This is a genomic window from Streptosporangium saharense, from assembly GCF_014203715.1.
GTDB lineage: Bacteria > Actinomycetota > Actinomycetes > Streptosporangiales > Streptosporangiaceae > Streptosporangium > Streptosporangium saharense.
On sequence record NZ_JACHJP010000002.1, the window covers coordinates 327971 to 346285 of the forward strand.

Genomic DNA, 18315 nt, shown 5'->3' on the forward strand with positions numbered 1-18315 from the left:
CTCAGCCCCATCCGACACACAAGCGTTGACGCCAGCGGAAAGACACACGATCCATGACCGACAACCGACTCAACCGCGCCACCCGAGCGGCCGTCGCCGTACTCGCTTACCGCATTCGCGAGCGCGAGCAGCTACCGGAGCAGGAGCGCGTCGACCCCGACCTGTTCGCCCTCCGTTTCCTCACCGACATGCTCGGCCGGGGCTGGCGCCTCACAAATGCCCGCAAACCCGTTCCGTGGACGGGCAACAGGCAACCTCTCGACCCCGAGACAGCCCGTCGCGGAGCCGAACTCGTCCGCCAGCGGCTCGGGCTCACCCACCCGGAACGCCGGGAGCAGTCGTGATCCAGGACGGGGAACGTCATGGTGACCGTGGAGCCATCACGACGGGCGGCCGGACAACGGCCTCGTCCCGGTTCCTGTCGTCGATGGGGTTGACCTTGACTAGGTATTCGCGAAATACGCGTACAAAGCCGCAAGGGACGCACGCCAGGCGGCTCCAGGATTGACGGTGAGGCGCGAACGCAGCCCATCCGGCCCATGGATGCCCCCGCCACTTCGCGCACTCAGAGACGACCACAGCGCCTCGCCCCCGATCGGGGACCGCCCAAGCCGTCTCCGCGCGACCGTCGTCCCTCCTGACGCGCCTCCGAATTGGCGGTTCTCGCCGCGTACTCCATGATCGGAGACATGCGGAGCTGGATCGACCTCGGTACGGCGGGGGAGCGGGCGGCGGTGTCGCGTTCGACGGTAAACCGTTGGATCGCGGCGGGCCGGTTGCGGTGCGTGGAAGTCGGCGGGCACCGGTTCGTGAACGTGCGGGAGTTGCTCGAGGTCGAGCGAGAGCGGAGAGCGTCCCGCGGCCGGAAGGGGCCAAGGGTGCCCCTAAAGCTGCATGGGTGAATGAGGCCGACCCTCACCGAGAGCCGATCAGCTCATTTGGCGCTTTTGGAACTGACCAAGCGATACAGCCGACGACGCGACGCCTCGTCGGCGCGTCCGAAGAGCGCCTCGGCCACAGCCGCCTGCGGCAGGTTCAACTCTCTGCGAGCGTGGATGGCTGCCTCTCGTTGACGATCTTTGACCGCCTGGAGTTCCGCGCGAAGTTGGCGAAGTTCGTCAAGGGCGGTCTGCTGTTCAACGGTCAGGTCGTCAGTCACGTTCTCACTCTAGAGACAAATAAGTCACTAAGGAAGTCTCGTCCGCGATCAATGCCGTCCCAGAAGGTCGGCCACCCCTCAAGGGCTAGTTATGTGTTCGTAATTTAAAAGCAATGAATTAGTGATCAAAACCTCTTGTGTGTCTCTTGGGCTAGGAACAAAAATGTTCCACGTGATGACACTCACTCGGATTCGCGGGATCGGCCTCACGCCGTTCCCTTGCGAGTCCAGCCGTGCCGCCTACGCCGTAGGCGCATCCGATGGTGCGACTTCGCAGACGCGGCAGCAACACGCAAGCGAAAGCGCTTGCGTTATCCAGCGAACCCACGCACACGGGAGGAAGCACCGTCATGGATGACAGCAACCTGATCTACGTTCCTTCGACCCCTGATCACCTCACGCCCAACGAGCACATCATGGGCAGCGAAACGGACCGTGACGAGATCATCGGCCACCTGACCGCCGCGCGGGCACTGCACACCCTCAACCAGGATCACCCGGCGGTTACCTTCTCTCTCCTGTCCTGGGTGCTGCTCATGGGAGACGAGACCGTTAAGGCGGTCGTCCGCACCGGCATGGACCTCATGAAGGAGCGGTACCGCCTTCTGGGGCTCAATAGGTTCCTGCCGACTGATCGGGTGTGGGTCGGCACCCGATCCACGACTCAGGGGGCCTTTGGTGGCTTCCACTACCCCAACCAGGGATACCGGCACGTTCAGATGGCAGCGCTCATCACCCGTTTCGGGTGCCTGAACGAGCGTGACGCCGAAAACCTGGCGCAAGCCGGGTTGGACCTGCTCAGGGCGTATGCCCATGACTGCCTGCACTTCGGTTCCTTCCGGGAGTACGCGCGCACTTCCGAGGGGGAGGTCTACCGTTCGTGCTACGGCGTCAATCGGCGACGTGAGGACGGCGTGTCCTACTCCGTGAGGGACGCGCAGGGAGCGCAGTCAACGCGCAATCTCGGCGTGATCATGGAGGGGGCGACCGACATGGAAGCGGCGACCATCGCGCGTGAAACCGCCGCGCGGTTGGGCATCACCGAACCGCGCGACGGAATCGACCGGCTCGCCTACCGCGACGTCACCGGCAGTATCACGGATGACGACCTGATCGCGCTTCCCACTTACCGGAAGGACGGCGTTACCGCCGACCACTACCGCGCCGCTCTCAGGCGGTACGCACAGAGTGTCAACCTTCCTTACCGGCGATTCCTCGCCGAGATCGGAGGAAGCGGCGCGAGTGAGCTGCACTCGCTGATCGTTACCGCCATGATCAGCGGACGACTCGCCGGACTGACGGAGTGGCTGGACCGGCGACACGGCGAGGGCGCTTTCCCCGCACTGTTCCGTTCGCCCGCTTACGTCGGCCTTGAGCCGGGAGTCAACGGCTAGCGGTGACATGCTGAGCACCCGGCAAGCGAAAGAGCTTGCCGGGTGCTCTTCCGCGTGACGGCTGGGGCAGGCACGGCGCGGGGGATCGACGGCTAGGCATCACACCCCCTCCCCCCTCCCCAGCCGGAGGGGGGAGGGGGCGGTGCCGTTTGCTCGATGAGGTGACGGTGGGTTTCCTGGAGGCCTGGGGGGAGGGAGTCGAGAGACACCCATTCGGCCTCGAGAACTTCAGTGGAGTCGATGCTTAAGGTCCCGCCAACGAGCTCGGCCTCGTAGAAGACTTCGACCCGGAGCTTGTAGCCACTCTTGAGGTGGAGCAGCCGGGTGGCGCGAACCTCGAGTCCGGTCTCTTCGCGAACCTCGCGAACGACGGTGTCCTCAAAAGTCTCAGACTTGTTGGCATAGCCGGTTGGGAGCCCCCACTGGCGACCTTCAGGCCATAGGCGGTGTTTCAGCAAGAGGACGCGTCCGTCGGCGTCACGTACGACGCCGGTGACGCCGACCATGAACTTTGCGTGCCAGATCCAGAGGGCCCGCCACTGGAGGGGGCCCTTGATGAGTCGCCAAAGTACGGCGACGAGTCTTTTCACGTCGAAGTTCCGTTCGGGTCGGGTTGTGCGCGAGAGTCCATCTTCCCAATCGCCGCAGCTTGACTCACAGTGTAGATCACTCCTCGTGACCGGCGTGGAGGGCGGCATCACCGTCCCGGTTAGAGGGGTGAGAAGCGAATCCCTTGTCAAGGACATCAAGGAGGGCGCGTCGGCTCTATGCCTCAACCTCTGAGTGGGTCCTGTCCGATGATGCACGGACACACGGGGTGTCGAGGATCGTCTGAATCTGTCTCTGTGCTTCCCGATACTGGATCGCCTTCTGCAAGGAAGCTGCTCGCAAGGCTCCTGGTAAGAATGCGCCAGCGTTTCCATGTTCCATGCGTTCCATGGACTTCGGCGGCAGTTCCGATTGTGACAGCTTGACAAGCGTGCGTAGGATGGGCGCCATCGTGGGACAAGTATCTCAACGTGCCAAATTCTGGTGAAACTCTCTCGTATTGACAAGCGTGCGTAGGATGGGCGCCATCGTGGGACAAGTATCTCAACGTGCCAAATTCTGGTGAAACTCTCTCGTAGCCTCGTGAACCCTCCTGTCGCACGGTGTCTTTCTTCCACGCCTGAGCCCCGATGTTCCCAAGGGAGAGCGCACGACGCACCCGATTCGGCTCCGCCCCCCGCCCACGTCGCCGAATTGACGGAGCCGAGAGTAACGCTGCCCCGAGACCGGAGCGGCGTGACACGGGTTCGCAGGATTCTCCTGGTCGGCATAACAGGTCTTCGCGTGATACCTGTAACCCTCATCGATGGCATAAGGGGTGCTGTTGAATGACTGTCCCCCTCGCGAAAAGAGTTGAAATCGCCGAACGGCGCGCCAAAATCGTGCAGATGCGACTGGCCGGTCTGAGCTACGAGGTCATAGCGGAGCGGCTGAACATCAAGGGTGGTGCTCGCTCCGCGTCCAAGGACATGACACGGGCGCTGGCCGCCGCCAGCAAGGCCCAGCAGGAGTCGGCGGAGCAGCTGCTCGACATCGAGATCAAGCGACTGGACCGGCTCATGGCCTCGCTGTGGCCGAAAGCCCTCGAGGGCGACGTCAAGGCCGTCGAGGCGTGCGAGAAGCTGATCACCCGCAGGACCTACCTGCTCGGCCTGGACCAGATGAACCGCAACGGCGCCCAGGACGGCGACATGATGTCGTTGCTCGGCGCGCTGTTCGACTCGCTGCGCACCAGGCACACCCCCGGCGAGGTCGTCGAGGCCCACGTCGTGAGCGAGCTGGAGCCCGGTGACGACGACCTGGACGACGAGGACGACGGGTGAGCCTGGGCCTGGTGCGGCTGTCGCCCAAGCAGGAGAGGTCGATCGCGGAGTCCACCGCGCGCATCAACGTCTGGACCGGCGCGGTGAGGTCGGGGAAGACCATCGCGTCACTGCTCAGATGGCTGATGTACGTCTCGCAGGCCCCGCGCGGCGGCAGCCTGGTGATCGTTGGTAAGACAAGTGACACGATCAGCAGGAACGTCTTCGAGCCGTTGACGGACCCGGCGCTCACCGGCCCGGTGGCTCGTAAGATCTTCTACAACCGTGGGGCTCCGACTGCGAACATCCTGGGTCGCAGAGTTGAGATCATCTCGGCGAACGACGCGCGCGCCGAGTCCCGTCTGCGGGGCATGACGTGCGCCGGCGCGTACGTGGACGAGGTCACCCTGATCCCGGAGGCGTTCTGGGACCAGTTACTCGCCCGATGTTCCGTTCCCGGCAGCAGGATCTTCTGCACGACGAACCCTGACGCCCCCAACCACTGGCTCCGCAAGCGTTTCCTCCTGCGAAGTCACGCGCTGGACCTGCGCTGGTGGCAGTTCCAGCTCGACGACAACCACAGTCTCGACCCGGTCTACGTCGCCAACCTCAAGGCGGAGTACAGCGGCCTCTGGTATCGCAGGTACGTCCTCGGCGAGTGGTGCATGGCCGAGGGCGCGATCTACGACATGTGGGATCCGGACCGGCACATCGTCGACGACGTCCCGCTGATGGAGCGCTGGCTGTCCGTGGGGATCGACTACGGCACCGTCAACCCCTTCGCGGCGCTGCTGATCGGCGTGTCCACCCCGGACTCCGGCGGCCAGCGGCGCATCCACATCGCCTCCGAGCTGCGCTGGGACTCCCGCGCGGAGCGGCGGCAGCTGACCGACGCCGAGTACTCCGCCCGCCTCCAGGAGTGGCTGGACACCATCCCGGACTCCTACGGGCCCGGCACCCACGGGGTGAAGCCCGAGTGGCTGATCGTGGACCCGTCCGCCGCCAGTTTCATCACCCAGCTGCACCGCGACGGGCTGCTGCCGATGATGGGCGACAACTCCGTCCTGGACGGCATCCGCACGGTGAGCAACCTCATCGCGGCCGACCAGCTGAGGGTTCACCGCTCCTGTCACGGTTTCCTCGGCGAGATCGGCTCCTACAGCTGGGACGAGAGAAAGGCCGAACGCGGCGACGACGCGCCGGTGAAGACCGACGACCACTCCCTCGACGCCGCCAGGTACGGCCTGCACACCACACAGGCCGCGTGGGCGCAGCTGCTGGAGCCGATCCCGAACCACAAGTAGACGTCCGCCCCAGGAGTTCGCAGCCCTGGGCGGGCCCGCTCCGCAACGGACCTTCCCGTCCGTGCGTCGAGCCACCCCGGTGTGGTCCCGGTCCCGTTGTTGAGGGGCAGCGCGGACCGGGACCACACCGTCAACGTCTCCACCGACCCAGAGGAGAGGGCCCTGTGGCCGACTTCAAGTTCAACATCGCGCTCGGCCGCGTCGCCGAGCTCTACAACCGGGTGAAGGTGCAGGACCCTTCCGGATCCGCGCTGGTGCTGGTCGCCCTGTCGGCGACCGGCATCGAGTCCGACGCCGTCCTCAAGGACAAGGACACCCTGGCCGACGTGCTCTCCGGCGCGACGGACGAGGTGACCAACACCGGCTACACCCGCAAGGTCCTGGCCGCGGCCGACCTCAACGTGCTCAGCCCGGACGACGCCAACGACAGGCTGGACCTCGACATCCCCGACCAGACCTACACCAGCGTGGCGGCCGGGACGAACTGGTCGAAGGTCCTGGTGTGCTACAAACCCTCCGGGGCCGCCACCGACGCGCAGATCGTCCCGCTGACCGCGCACGACTTCCCGATCACTCCGGACGGCAGCAACATCGTCGTCCAGGTCGACGCCAACGGCTTCTACAGGGCGGCCTGACATGGCCAAGTGCGGATACTCCCTGTTCAGCCCGCCCGTGGCGCTGACGAGCAACATCACCAAGACCGCGCTGGCGGTGATCGCCCCCGCCTCGTTCGGGCTCGAGGCCAAGAAGCTGCGAATCGGCCTGAACGGCGTCTCCGCCTCCGGGGTCCCCGGTCTCATCGAACTGGTCGCGATCAGCGCGGTCGGGGTCGGCACCGCCGTCACTCCGCAGCAGGTGTACGGGCGGACGATCGCGCATGGCCTGACCGCGATCCACACCGCGACGACCGAGCCGACCTCCCTCAACGTGGTGGACTCCTGGCCGCTCACTCCCAACGGGGGCCTGGTCATCTACGACTACCCGCTGGGCGACAGCCCTGACGTGGCCAACAGCCAGGGATTCGCCATCCGGGCGAACTTCCCCGCGGCCGTGTCGATCTACGCCGGGCTCTGGGTGGAACGGATCTAGGTCAGGAGGCGGCGTGCAGACCGTCGAGGACTTCGAGGACGCTTCGCTGGCCGTATCGATCTCGGGCACCTGGGCGCGCTCCAGCGCCGAGGCTGGCTCGGGCGGCTGGTCCTACAGGAGCGGTACGGTCCCGGACACCGGTGGCGCCTCTGACGCGGTGGTACAGGTGCCGGCGTGGGCGAAGTCGCTGACGTTCCTGTACCGCGTCAGTTCGGAGTCGGGATACGACTTCCTCAAGATTCTCGTCGGTTCGACAGAGGTGCTGAGCCAGACCGGAGAGGTCTCGTGGAACACGTCGGGCAAGCTGGACGTGACGGGGGCCTCCACGGTCACCTTCCGCTACACCAAGGACTCCTCGCAGCACGCCGGTCTCGACGCGGCGTTCATCGACGACGTGACCTTCAGTGACGCCGCTGTCACGGAGATGACGAACAACTTCGACGGCGGAACGCACGGCGCGACGATCGTCGAGGGTGAATCCGGCGGCGTCAGCGGAGACGCCTTCCACAACGTGGTGGGCACGCCGCGGTACAGCAGCGCCCGCTTTCACGGAACGAGCGGTCTTTCCGTGGTCAACCCCGCTCCGGGGACGGATACCCATATCGACTGGGGTGAGGTCTCTCAGCCCGGTGACGTGTTCTGTTCACGCCTGTATATCCACCGAGTGGGGGAGTTGTCAGGTTACGCCGGATTGTTCGCGCTCCTTGGGCCTTCGGGCATCGTCTCCAAGGCGTGGCTCTGGACGAACGGGGAGATCGACGTCTACACCGGCAGTTCAACGACGAAGGTGCTGACGATCGGGCGAGCATTGCCCATCGGCCAGTGGAGCCGCGTGGAGTTCCGCTACACCATCAACTCCCTCGGCAGCGGGACGGCCGAGGCGTGGACGTACCTCGACCCCGACTCGACGATTCACGACGACTACGTGATCTCCTCGACCGTCACATGGCCGGGTGGCAAACCCGACACGACCGAGTTCCATCTCGGAGGGGCGGGCTCGGGCTACTGGCATCTGGACGATCTGGGGATCGGACCGGCCAAGCTCGGCCCTGTCTCGTCCGCCGCGCAACTCCGGCCAGAGGTTCCCGCGGCCACCCCAGCAGCGGTTCATCGAACCGCGACCTGGTGAGAGGAGGACGTCATGCCGATCACGGTCCATTCCTCCTCTCCGTCGCTGGTGTCGGGCAACGCCGTCAGCGTGACCACCGGTTCGTTTTCACCACCGGCGGGGGCGCTGCTGGTGGCGTGCCAGATGACGAAGTACGACTCGACGATGACGCTGTCCAACACGGGTTCGGCGCTGTCGTGGACCCAGCGGGTCACCCAGATCAACACCAACGGCATCGCCGCGATCTACACCGCACCGGCGATCTCCCAGTTCATGACGGTCACCGGGACACTCGACTTCTTCGGGGGCGGCACGACCGCTGCCATGGCGCTGAAGATCTACGTGCTGGCCGGTGCGGACATGACGCAGCCGATCGGCACGACGGGCAGCACAAACAGTTCCGGCGTGCAGAACTGGACGTTCTCCGCCTACACCTCGACGGCCGCCGACTCGCTCGGTATCTGCGCGGCCAGTGACGACTACCAGACCTCGACGCCTGCCAGCACGGACGTCGCCGAGTCGTTCAACGTCAGCGCGTCCTCCGGCAGCAACTGGCTGTCGGGCATGTCGATCCGCAAAGCGGCCACCACACCGGTTCCGGGAACCTCCGTGACATTCGACATTCAGTCGGGCGAGGCGTCCGCCAGTACCCGATGGGCGGTGGCCGCCGTCGAGATCCGTGCTGCCGCCACCTCCTCACCGCAACGTCCGCTGATTCCCGCCTGTGCGGTTCACCGCGCCAGCGCGTGGTGATGGAGGTGAGTGATGGCCCGCTCCGGGCGTAGCGTCCCAAACCGTTCCGTCATCAGGCGCTCGACGGGCGGCTCTTCCCTGGCGACGGTCGTGGAGGCCGACGAGACGCTGCCGTTCCTGGCGGCCAGATCGAAGGTCACCGAGCAGGCCATCGAGATCGACACGGCGTTCCCGATGGCCCGGACCAAGGTCCGCATCCTGGCCCAGGTCGCCGAGAGCGACACCGCGCACCCGGCCCGGCAGGCCAAGAACACCGTTCTCCAGCAGGTCTCTGAGATCGGCATTGTCCGGCCTGCCGTCCGGCGGAAGGTACGGCTCGCCGGACAGGTGATCGAGACCGGCATGGCATTCTCCTTCCGCAGCAAACCGATCCTCGCTCAGACCGCCGAGGCCGACACCGCCCAGCCGTTCCGCAGCGTCAAGATCCGTACGCTGCGACAGATCGCCGAGACCGACAGCGCGCGCCCGTTCGGGTACGCCGAGGCGGTGACGCTCGGCCAGGCCGCCGAGGCCGACACCGTCCGGCCGGTCGGCCGGACGAAGGCCCGCACGCTGGCCCAAGTGGCCGAGACCGACACGGCGCGGGCGGTGCTCCGCCGTACCCCACCGCTACGTGTGCGTCTGCCGCGGCGGTCCTGGTCCGCTCGTCTCATCGGAAGGGGGCAGGTGATGGAGCAGATGAGCTCGTTGTCGCTGGAGTATTTGGGCTTCTACGTGGACAACGCGATCGGCTCGGAGCAGGTGGAGATCGCCTTCACCGTTCCGGGCGTCGAGCCGCTGGAAGGCCAGTGGAACCCGGCCTCGTGGGGGGCCGTCAACCGGGGCGGCGCGGTCGCTCGCATCCGTGTCGGGCCCGGCGCGGTGGTCCTGCCGGACGGCACCTATCAGGGATGGATCCGCGTCACCCGTCCCGACGAGCGGCCGGTGCTCGCCTCCGGACTCGTCACCGTCACCTGACGCGGCGACGGTCTCGACGCTTCCTGCACGGCCCATCGGCCGTCGGAGCCCGTGAGGCCCGCCTCGCCCCGGCAGCCGCACCGCTCACCCACGCCCAGACCTATCCAAGGAGCCCCGTGAGCCAGACACCGGCCGTGGGCGAAGTCGTCCACTACGTCTCACACGGCGCGCCGGAGGATGCGGACGCCTTGCCGTGCCGCGCCGCGATCGTCACCGAGGTCGCCCCGGACGGGAACACGGTGGGTCTCGCCGTGCTCGACCCGTTCGGCATGTCCTTCCGCGACCTCGCCGAAGGCGGGTGCGAACACCACGAGACGTACGGCGTGAACCCGCCGCCGCGCCGCGGCGGCACCTGGCACCGGCCGGAGCAGGCGTGAGCATCCCGAAGCCAAATAACCGCATACATGTCGCAAGCCTTGGCGCTTGCGTAGAGAGAGGAGGCGACGATGCCGCTTCCCGGCCGTGACATGGAATGGCCGCCTCCGTACATCCGGCCGGAGAACAGGCTCTACTCCCAGTGGGGCGCCTGGTACTCCGGTGACCCGGACCGTCTCTCACAGGTCTACGGCGCCGGGGTGACCCCCGGTCTGGGCCTGGACTTGAAGGGCTGGGACCGGCCCCTGCAGTACGCCGGCGGCGTCGTCGGCCGGGTGGCCCGGTGGTTCTGGGGCAGCCCGATCCCCGCGGGCCAGTCCCGTTCGACGAAGCTGCACGTGCCGATCGCCGCCGACATCTCGGCCACGAGCGCCGACCTGCTCTTCAGCGAGCCTCCCACGCTGCGCGTCCCCGGGCGGAAGGGACAGGCGCGGCTGGACAGGATCCTCTCCGAGGGCGGTGTGTACGGCACGCTGCTGGAGTCCGCCGAGCTCGGCTCCGCCTACGGCGGGGTCTACCTGCGCGTCGGCTGGAACAGCGAGATCTCCGACCATCCCATCCTGGACCTGGTCCCTGCCGACGCGGCGGTGCCGGAGTTCGCCAACAACAGGCTGCGGGCGGTCACCTTCTGGAAGGTCCTCCACAAGGAGGAGAAGTTCGTCTGGCGGCACCTGGAGCGCCACGAGACGGGCCGCGTCTACCACGGCCTGTACCGCGGAGACCGGGAACGGCTCGGCATGCAGACGCCCCTGGAGGACCACCCGGCGACGGCCGGGTTCGCCCAGGTCGTGGACGCCGAGGGCGGTCTCGACACCGGCTACGACAGAGGCCTGCTCACCTACTACGTGCCGAACATGAAGCCGCACAGAACTCTGCGCGGCACGTCTCTCGGCCGCTCGGACTACGCAGGCGTCGAGCCGCTGATGGACGCGCTCGACGAGACGTACACGAGCTGGATGCGGGACCTGCGGCTCGGCAAGGGAAGGATCATCGTCCCGGAGGTGTATCTCGCCAACACCGGCCGGGGCCGCGGGTCGACCTGGGACCCGGACCGCGAGGTGTACTCCGGGCTCGGGATGATGCCGCCCGCGAACGGCGGCCCGAGCATGATCACCGTCTCCCAGTTCGCCATCCGCGTCGCCGAGCACAAGGAGACCGCCAAGTCGCTGCTCGCGCAGATCCTGCGCGGCGCGGGCTACAGCGTGCAGAGCTTCGGCGAGGCGGCCGACGGGCAGGCGGCGACCGCGACGGAGATCCACTCCCGCGAGCGCAGATCCTTCGTGACACGCGGCAAGAAGCTCAACTACTGGACGCCCGCGCTCGCGTGGCTGGCCGAGGCGCTTCTCGCGATCGACCACGCGGTGTTCGGGACCAAGGTCGTCGCGGAGAAGGCCACCGTCGAGTGGCCGGACGGCGTCATGCCCGACCCCGAGGCTCTCGGCCGGACGCTCGACATGCTCAACCGCGCCCAGTCCGCATCGGTGGAGACACGGGTCCGGATGCTGCACCCCGACTGGGACGACACCCAGGTCAAGGCCGAGATACGGCGTCTGCGCGACGAGCTCGGGCTGAACCTGCCCGATCCCACGGAGTTGTCCGAGACCTACATCCCCGGCGATGGCGAAGACGACTGACGGACCGACCCCGGACGAGGCCGTTCAGCGGGCGCTGGAACGGGCTCGGCTGGTGGCGGAGACGTACGCCGAGTCGGAGAGACTGCTGGCGGAGAAGGTCGCTAAGCACGCGACCGGCGGCGACGAGACCGAGCGGGACGGTGCCCGCTGGCAGGAACAGCGGCTCGCCGAGATCGGCCGGCTCCGCAAGGAGGCCCAGCAGATCATCGGGCGTCTCGACCGGGTGGCGAAGAAGGCCGCCGAACGGGCCGTGGTGGAGTCCTGGGCCGACGGGATGGACGCCGCGGTCACCTCGGCGGTGCTCCAGGTCCACGACGACAAGGTCCGCAAGCGGCTGGAGAAAGTCCTCGGCGACGCGCGCAAGCTGGGCGCCAAGAGCCTGATCAACTCCGGTCAAGGCGTCAACGAGCTCGCCCGGCAGACCGTGGAGAAGCTGTCGGCGGTGCATCTGTCGGCGCTGCGCGTCGTGGAGGACGTCTACCGCAAGACCATCGCGGACACCGCCGGTCAGGTTCTCACCGGGGCCCGCACCCGCAAGGAGGCCGCCCGCGACGCACTGAGGCGGCTGCGCTCAGAGGTGCCATTCCGTGACAAGAACGGCCGCGCCTGGAAGATGTCCGCCTACGTGGACATGGCCATGCGGACCGCGACGGCCCGCGCCGCGGTGGACGGCCATCTGGCCACGATGCGGGACGCCGGGCTCGACCTGGTCATCGTGTCGGCCACGCCGTACAACTGCCCCAAGTGCGATCCGTGGGAAGGGAAGATCCTCACCCAGAACGGCGGCGCCGGTCCCCGCCTGATGGAACACGCCATAAAAGACGGCTTGCAGGTCGAGGTGGACGTCGCGGCCTCCGTCGCCGACGCCCGGCTCGCCGGCCTCTTCCACCCGAACTGCAAGCACTCCCTGTCGGTCTACCTGCCGGGAGTGACGAAGCCGCCGACGAAACCGGCCGCGACGCCCGAGGGCGGGAAGCCGAAGAGGCAGTCGGCCAAACGCGACGGGACGAAGCGGGAACCGGCGGCCGACGCCGATGCCGAGCCGCGGCGGGAGGAGCCGACTCCCGAGAGGGACCCGGCGGAGGGAACTGCGTTCGATCGCGGACTCCCACCGGAGCGGACGGACGCAAGCGACCCTGCCGACAAGGCGGAACCGGACAAGGAGCCGCAGTTCGGGCAGCTTTTGGGAGACGCCAAGACTCACAGGCTGCGCAGACGCGGGGACCCCCCTCCCCGTGTCGGAGTGATGATCGAAGCCGATGACGACTTCCGCTACATCGAAGATCTGGACGAACGCACCACGGGCCTACTCCAGTACCAATACGGTGGCCGGAAGATTCTCGAACGAGTGGTGCAAAACCTTCGGGAGGGGAAGGAACCTTTCCACGGCTTCGACTTCGAACGACATACCGTCGAGGGTGTCCCTGACGAAGCCGTGGACAAATGGATGACCCTTCACTCGAAGCCGCTCAGACCTCGGCACGGCGAATATACAGTGGATGAGCTGCGGAAGGATCTACATGCCGCCGCCTTCAGGCTGAATCAGTGGCTGGCGGATCCGAAGCCTCTGCCCTTGGCCTACAAGGGGTTGCGCATGAAGGGCGACCTCAAAAAATATGAGCCGGGATACAGAGAGCGGCTGAATGTGTCGTCCTTCACGCCTGATTTTGACAGATCATTGATGTATGCAGAAGACACCAGCAACGATCTGTTCAGGCCCGTCGATGGGGAACAGGTTCTTTTCAAGATAGGCGACGCGGCCGGGGTAGAGTTGTCTCCGGTCGGCTCCATGAGCCACACCGAGGAGTTCATCCTCGACGGAGAGGCCGAAGTGGTTAAGGTTGAGGAAGCAGACGGCCTCCTAGTGGTGGAGTGGCGATGGATCGGGACGAGATGAACCAGCCGCAGATGCGGTATCGCAATGAGGACGGGCTTCTGATTGCCGATCCGCCCAGCTTGGAGGAGATGTCTCCAGAGGAACGAGCGCGGTTCGAAGCTCGTCGCGATCGCATCAAGGCGCTGCTGGACAGCTGGGACGAGGCCAAGGGCTCATCGCAGGCCTAGACCTGACCGCCGTCACACCAGCTGAAGACATGTGAAAGGCCCGCTCCAGGCGGGCCTTTCACATGTCTGTGACCGCTCACGCCGTCGTCGGCGCCTTGTCGAAGACGGTCCACGTGCGAGCCGGTGAACGGACGCACGATCAGCCGGACAGCCCGTAGGCCGGGCGCGGCTAACCCGCAAGCGGGAGCGCTTGTGACATTTCAGGCTGCCCGTAGGCCGGGCAGTGTGCGCGGCCCGCAGGACGGGCGGCACCTCACTGAACCAAGGAGAAAACCGTGCCCGATTCCACCGCGGCCGCCCCCGACCAGATCCTCACTCCCCATGTGGGCGGCCGGCCCGCTCTTCCCGTCATGGGAGGCTCGAGCGGGGACCAGCCGCAGGGCGGCCCAAACGACCCGCTGTTCCTTTCGCCTGAGTCCGCGCCGGAACAGGTCGCGGAGCCGGAGGACAAGGCCAAGCCGGACGCTCGGAAGATCGACGATCTGCCGCGATGGGCCCAGGCCGAGCTGAGGCGCGCCCGGATGGAGGCCATCCAGGCGCGCAAGGCCGCCGGGAACCAGGCCCAGCAGGGCCCCTCCTCGGAGGAGCTCGTCGCCCAGGCGCAGAAGGACATGGCCCGGCGGATCGGTACGGCCCTCGGTGTGATCGCCGAGGAGGAGACGGCTCTCGACCCGCAGCAAATGGTCGAACGGCTCACCCGTGAGCGGGACGCCGCGGCGAAGGATCGCGACGCGGAGAAGGACCGGCACCGCAGGGCACTGATCGAGCTCGCCGTGCACCGCGCCGGCACCAAACTCGGCGCCGACCCCGACGCGTTGCTCGACTCCCGCTCGTTCCTGCGCAACGTCCGCGACCTCGACCCGGACGGCGAGGCCTTCACCGCCACGCTCACCGAGGCCGTCCAGAAGGCCGTCGAGGACAACCCCAAGTTCAAGGCGGCCGGAGCGTCCGGGCCACCCGCCAAGAGCGGCGGCGAGTTTACCGGCGGGCCCGGAGGACGCGCCTCGGACCCCGAGCAGATGACCACCGACGACTTCCGCGCCTGGCGACGCCGCGCCAAGTCGTCTTCCGACTCCAGCGAGGAGTAGCACCGCATGTCCAACACCTTTCTGACGCCGAAAGTGATCGCGCGGGCGGCGCTGGCCACCCTGTACGAGACCTGCGTCATGGCACAGCTCGTGCACCGTGACTACGACGAGGACTTCGCCTCCAAGGTCGGCGACACGGTGAACGTGAGGAAGCCGGCCGTCTTCGAGGCGAAGGAGTTCTCCCGCGCGAACGGCATCGAGATTCAGAACGCGCAGGAGACCGACATCCAGGTCACCCTGAACCACTTCGCCGACGTGAGCTTCGCGGTCACCACCGAGGATCTCACCCTGCGGATCGAGGACTTCGGCGTCCAGCTGCTCACCCCTGCCATGGAAGCGATCAGCCAGAAGATCGACCGTGACATTCTCGCGCTGCGCGCCAACGTCGTGCAGGAGGTCGGCGTCGTCGGCCAGTTCCCCTCCAACCCGCCTGGCCCGAACGTCTTCGCCCACAACAATCCCCGCTCGGCGATCGACGCCCGGCGCGTGCTCAACCAGCGCAACGTTCCGGCCGCCGACCGCCACCTGGTGATCGGCCCCGAGACCGAGGCCAAGTGGCTCGGCGACGAGCTCTTCCACCGGGCCGACGCCAGGGGGGACACCGACGGTCTGCGCGAGGCCTCGCTGGGCCGCCGGGTGTTCGGCTTCGACCCCTACCAGACGCAGAACATCAAGGTCCCCGCTCAGGTGAGCGGAGAGTCCACCACCGAGGTGGGCATCGCCTTTCACCGGACGGCGTTCGCCCTGGTCACACGCCCGCTGGTGCTCCCGCAGGGCGCGGCGAACGCGGCCGTCGCCTCCTACAAGGGCTTCGGCCTGCGCGTCGTCATGGACTACGACATCGACCTCAAGCAGGACGTGGTCAGCATCGACTGCCTGTACGGCACCAAGACCATCGACCCCGACCGCGCGGTGCTCATCAAGGGCGCCGACGTCGCGTAGCCCGCGCCTCGTATCCATCCGGCCCGCCCTGTGGCGGGCTTTCGCATCTGAGGAGAAACGCGATGTCGTACAAGGCTCGCCTCACCGAGCGAACCCTGACCCTGAAGACGCCCGCGGCCGGCACCCACGTCCTGTGGCGTGCCCCTGTCGCGTGCAAGGTCAAGGCCGTCCGCGCCTACCGCCTCGCCGGCACGGGCGCGGTGGTCAACGCGCAGAAGAACGGCGGCAACCTGCTCGCCCAGGACCTGTCGGTCGACGCCGCCGCCACCTGGAAGAGCGCCACCCCGGCCGTCGCGGCGGCCAAGCTCGCCGCGGGTGACACCCTGTCGGCCGTCATCGTGTCGGTCGCCGGCTCACCGACCGACCTGACCGTGCAGATCGACATCGAGCTGGACGCCGACGTCTGATGTATGTCTACCGCAACTCCAGCACCGGCCAGGTGGTCGAGCTCGCCGAACGATCGGTACGGCTCGACCACCTGAACGTATGGCTGCTCATCGCCGAACCGGAGCCCGAGCAGGCTCCGGAGGGCGAGCCCGCTTCGGAGGCCGGGCCGCGGCATGCGCCTCGCCGGCCGTCCGAGAACGGCGGCAAGGCCGTCTGGGTCTCGTACGCGCTCACTCGCGGCATGACCGAGGCCGACGCGAAGTCTCTGTCCAAGGCGGCGCTCATCGAGGAGTTCGGCCGCGACGACGAGGAGGAATCCTGATGGCTCGTACCGAGGCGACGATCATCCCCCTGCCCCGTTCGGGGCTGGCGCTGAGCACCGCTCCGGCCAACCCGGCGACGGTGGACGGCCTGATGTTCACCTGGTCGGACAAGCGGGTGATTCGCGTCAAGAACACCGACTCCGCCCCGAAGACGGTCACACTCGTCATCCCTGGTCAGATCGACGGCCAGGAGATCCCCGACCGGAACTACGTCATTCCCGCCACCACCGGCGACGTGCTGATCCCGCCGCTTCCGGCGGTCTACCGGCAGCCGAACGGCAAGGTGTGGATCGACTTCTCCGCGACCACCGGCGTCTCGGTCGGCGTCTACGAACTGCCGGCGTGAGCCATGCTGGTCTACGCGACCGCGCAGGACTACGCGGACTACACCGGCAAGCCGGCGCCTGACGGGATCGATCAGGCCCTCGAGAGGGCCTCCGAGCGGATCGACGAGTTGCTGATGGGCGCCGTCTACGCCGTCGACCCCGCGGAGATGCCGACCGACCCGAAGGTCCGGCAGGCCGTACGGCGTGCGACGTGCGCGCAAACCGCCTGGTCCATCGCGGTGGGCGACCCGTACGGCGTGGCCACCGCGTTCAAGTCCGTCTCGATCGGTTCGGTGAAGCTGGACCGCGCCGGCGCTTCGGGGGAGGGCGCGTTCAGGTACGCCCAGGACGCCGCGTCGATCCTGCGAGCGGCCGGGCTGCTGCCCGGCATAGTCATCGACGGCGCCCGCTGGTAGGGAAGGAACGGTGACCTGGTGACGGTTCTGCCTGACTGGCTGCTGCGGCACACCGCGGTCGTCGAGCCGTTCGAAGGCGACTCAGCCTACGGCCCGGTCTACGGCGCTCCGGTGACGGTGCGCTGCCTGGCCGACGACGAGCGGCGAAGGGTCCGTGACAGCAAGGGCGACGAGGTCGTCTCGGAGATCACCCTCTACATGGAGCCGGGCGTCCGCTGTCCGGCCGGATCGCAGGTCACCGTCAACGGGCGGACCACCACGGTGATCGCCTTCCGCATTCGCGACGCCGGCGGCCTGCCCACCCCTGATCACGTGGAGGTGGTGTGCCGATGAGCCGCGAGGGATTCAAGGCGAAGCTCTCATCCACCAAGCTGACCGCCAAAGCTCACCAAGCCGCGGCCCGTGGACTGCGGATGGGGGTCGAGCACGTCCTCCAGGTGTCACGCACACAGGTCCCGCTCGAGGAGGCGACGCTGGAACGGTCGGGAGCGGCGAGCGTGGACGACAAGCAGTTACGCGCCACCATCTCCTACGAGACGCCGTACGCGGTCGTCCAGCACGAGAACCTGACCTACAAGCACGCCCCGGGCCGCAAGGCCAAGTACCTGGAGGACCCGGCGCGCGACGAGGCCCAAATCGTGCAGAGGCTCATCGCCGCACAGATCCGGCGGGCGCTGTGACGACGTTCACCCGTGATCTGCTGTCGGGTCTGGCGATGCTGCTGGCCGAGGCCGGAGTGGGGGAGTGGAACCCGACCGGCGTCTACGACGGCACACGCACCGCACTCACCATCGGCGGTCTGCCCGCCTCCCCGGACACCGCGATCGCGCTGGCGATCTACGGGGTGGGCCGTGCGGGCGACGACGCCGCCCAGACCGACGCCAGCGTGCAGGTCCAGTTCCGCGTCCGCGGCAAGGCGGACCCGCGCGTCGTGGACGACCTGGCCGACCTGGTGTTCGACGCCCTGCACGGCCTGTCCGACCGAGTGCTGCCCACGGGCGTCCTGGTCCTGCTGTCCCAGCGGCGAATCGTCGCGCCCCTGGACCGCGACTCCAACGGACGCTGGGAACGCGCCGACTGCTACGAGCTGCTGGTCGACCGGCCCTCCCCGTACCGCATCGGATAACTCCAATCTCTCGATTTCCA

At 67.2% G+C, this 18315-nt stretch carries 25 protein-coding genes; 23 read left to right on the plus strand and 2 right to left on the minus strand.

Annotated features, from left to right (window positions below; translation table 11 throughout):
* Positions 1–53: 53 nt before the first annotated feature.
* Together FHS44_RS10545 and FHS44_RS42720 are read left to right on the plus strand one after the other, a co-directional pair.
* On the plus strand, positions 54–344 hold the full coding sequence (locus FHS44_RS10545) for a hypothetical protein (protein WP_184713789.1): 291 nt from the start codon (positions 54–56) through the stop codon (positions 342–344).
* A 345-nt stretch (positions 345–689) separates the two neighbouring features.
* Positions 690–902, plus strand: coding sequence for a helix-turn-helix domain-containing protein (locus FHS44_RS42720; protein ID WP_376771582.1), 213 nt, complete (start codon positions 690–692; stop codon positions 900–902).
* A gap of 32 nt (positions 903–934) precedes the next feature.
* Here FHS44_RS42720 and FHS44_RS10550 read toward each other — a convergent pair whose 3' ends face one another.
* Complete coding sequence (locus FHS44_RS10550; RefSeq protein WP_184713790.1) at positions 935–1159, minus strand: hypothetical protein; 225 nt, start codon at positions 1157–1159, stop codon at positions 935–937.
* 350 nt (positions 1160–1509) lie between these two features.
* On the opposite strand from FHS44_RS10550, the gene FHS44_RS10555 reads away from it, so the two are divergent.
* Positions 1510–2553, plus strand: coding sequence for a hypothetical protein (locus FHS44_RS10555; RefSeq protein WP_184713791.1), 1044 nt, complete (start codon positions 1510–1512; stop codon positions 2551–2553).
* A 92-nt stretch (positions 2554–2645) separates the two neighbouring features.
* Here the strand turns inward: FHS44_RS10555 and FHS44_RS10560 are convergent, their stop codons facing one another.
* Entirely contained in the window at positions 2646–3143 is a 498-nt protein-coding gene (locus FHS44_RS10560; protein WP_184713792.1) for an NUDIX domain-containing protein, read from the minus strand.
* A gap of 786 nt (positions 3144–3929) precedes the next feature.
* On the opposite strand from FHS44_RS10560, the gene FHS44_RS10565 reads away from it, so the two are divergent.
* The 20 genes from FHS44_RS10565 (at position 3930) to FHS44_RS10660 (ending at position 18295) form a co-directional block, all read left to right on the plus strand.
* Positions 3930–4424, plus strand: a complete 495-nt coding sequence (locus tag FHS44_RS10565; protein WP_184713793.1) for a hypothetical protein — start codon at positions 3930–3932, stop codon at positions 4422–4424.
* A complete protein-coding gene (locus tag FHS44_RS10570) occupies positions 4421–5707 on the plus strand; it encodes a PBSX family phage terminase large subunit (protein ID WP_184713794.1) in 1287 nt (428 codons plus the stop codon). Before FHS44_RS10565 ends, FHS44_RS10570 begins: the two co-directional genes overlap by 4 nt.
* Before the next feature lie 164 nt (positions 5708–5871).
* Positions 5872–6342, plus strand: a complete 471-nt coding sequence (locus FHS44_RS10575) for a hypothetical protein (RefSeq protein WP_184713795.1) — start codon at positions 5872–5874, stop codon at positions 6340–6342.
* A gap of 1 nt (position 6343) precedes the next feature.
* Positions 6344–6796: a hypothetical protein gene (locus FHS44_RS10580; RefSeq protein WP_184713796.1), complete on the plus strand. Its 453-nt coding sequence runs from the start codon at positions 6344–6346 to the stop codon at positions 6794–6796.
* Positions 6797–6809: 13 nt separating this feature from the next.
* Complete coding sequence (locus tag FHS44_RS10585) at positions 6810–7925, plus strand: hypothetical protein (RefSeq protein WP_184713797.1); 1116 nt, start codon at positions 6810–6812, stop codon at positions 7923–7925.
* 12 nt (positions 7926–7937) lie between these two features.
* Positions 7938–8657, plus strand: coding sequence for a hypothetical protein (locus FHS44_RS10590; RefSeq protein WP_184713798.1), 720 nt, complete (start codon positions 7938–7940; stop codon positions 8655–8657).
* Positions 8658–8669: 12 nt separating this feature from the next.
* Positions 8670–9614 carry a hypothetical protein gene (locus FHS44_RS10595; RefSeq protein WP_184713799.1) on the plus strand — a complete coding sequence of 315 codons (945 nt, stop codon included), beginning with the start codon at positions 8670–8672 and terminating at the stop codon, positions 9612–9614.
* 116 nt (positions 9615–9730) lie between these two features.
* Positions 9731–9991, plus strand: coding sequence for a hypothetical protein (locus FHS44_RS10600; protein ID WP_184713800.1), 261 nt, complete (start codon positions 9731–9733; stop codon positions 9989–9991).
* Between the two features lie 69 nt (positions 9992–10060).
* Positions 10061–11623, plus strand: a complete 1563-nt coding sequence (locus FHS44_RS10605; protein ID WP_184713801.1) for a phage portal protein — start codon at positions 10061–10063, stop codon at positions 11621–11623.
* Complete coding sequence (locus FHS44_RS10610) at positions 11607–13520, plus strand: phage minor capsid protein (RefSeq protein WP_184713802.1); 1914 nt, start codon at positions 11607–11609, stop codon at positions 13518–13520. The genes FHS44_RS10605 and FHS44_RS10610 overlap by 17 nt, the downstream gene beginning before the upstream one ends.
* Positions 13502–13687 carry a hypothetical protein gene (locus FHS44_RS10615; protein ID WP_184713803.1) on the plus strand — a complete coding sequence of 62 codons (186 nt, stop codon included), beginning with the start codon at positions 13502–13504 and terminating at the stop codon, positions 13685–13687. Before FHS44_RS10610 ends, FHS44_RS10615 begins: the two co-directional genes overlap by 19 nt.
* Positions 13688–13962: 275 nt before the next feature.
* Positions 13963–14775 (plus strand): hypothetical protein, encoded by an 813-nt coding sequence (locus FHS44_RS10620; protein WP_184713804.1) that lies wholly within the window; start codon positions 13963–13965, stop codon positions 14773–14775.
* A gap of 6 nt (positions 14776–14781) precedes the next feature.
* The gene (locus FHS44_RS10625) at positions 14782–15717 is read left to right on the plus strand and encodes a major capsid protein (RefSeq protein ID WP_184713805.1); all 936 of its coding nucleotides are present in this window, start codon (positions 14782–14784) and stop codon (positions 15715–15717) included.
* Between the two features lie 62 nt (positions 15718–15779).
* The gene (locus tag FHS44_RS10630) at positions 15780–16124 is read left to right on the plus strand and encodes a hypothetical protein (RefSeq protein WP_184713806.1); all 345 of its coding nucleotides are present in this window, start codon (positions 15780–15782) and stop codon (positions 16122–16124) included.
* Positions 16124–16426, plus strand: a complete 303-nt coding sequence (locus tag FHS44_RS10635) for a hypothetical protein (RefSeq protein ID WP_184713807.1) — start codon at positions 16124–16126, stop codon at positions 16424–16426. The genes FHS44_RS10630 and FHS44_RS10635 overlap by 1 nt, the downstream gene beginning before the upstream one ends.
* Positions 16426–16773, plus strand: coding sequence for a hypothetical protein (locus tag FHS44_RS10640; RefSeq protein WP_184713808.1), 348 nt, complete (start codon positions 16426–16428; stop codon positions 16771–16773). Before FHS44_RS10635 ends, FHS44_RS10640 begins: the two co-directional genes overlap by 1 nt.
* Before the next feature lie 3 nt (positions 16774–16776).
* A complete protein-coding gene (locus tag FHS44_RS10645; RefSeq protein WP_184713809.1) occupies positions 16777–17169 on the plus strand; it encodes a hypothetical protein in 393 nt (130 codons plus the stop codon).
* Positions 17170–17187: 18 nt separating this feature from the next.
* Complete coding sequence (locus FHS44_RS10650; RefSeq protein WP_221460646.1) at positions 17188–17502, plus strand: hypothetical protein; 315 nt, start codon at positions 17188–17190, stop codon at positions 17500–17502.
* Entirely contained in the window at positions 17499–17849 is a 351-nt protein-coding gene (locus tag FHS44_RS10655) for a hypothetical protein (protein ID WP_221460647.1), read from the plus strand. Before FHS44_RS10650 ends, FHS44_RS10655 begins: the two co-directional genes overlap by 4 nt.
* Complete coding sequence (locus FHS44_RS10660) at positions 17846–18295, plus strand: minor capsid protein (protein ID WP_184713810.1); 450 nt, start codon at positions 17846–17848, stop codon at positions 18293–18295. The genes FHS44_RS10655 and FHS44_RS10660 overlap by 4 nt, the downstream gene beginning before the upstream one ends.
* Positions 18296–18315: the final 20 nt, after the last annotated feature.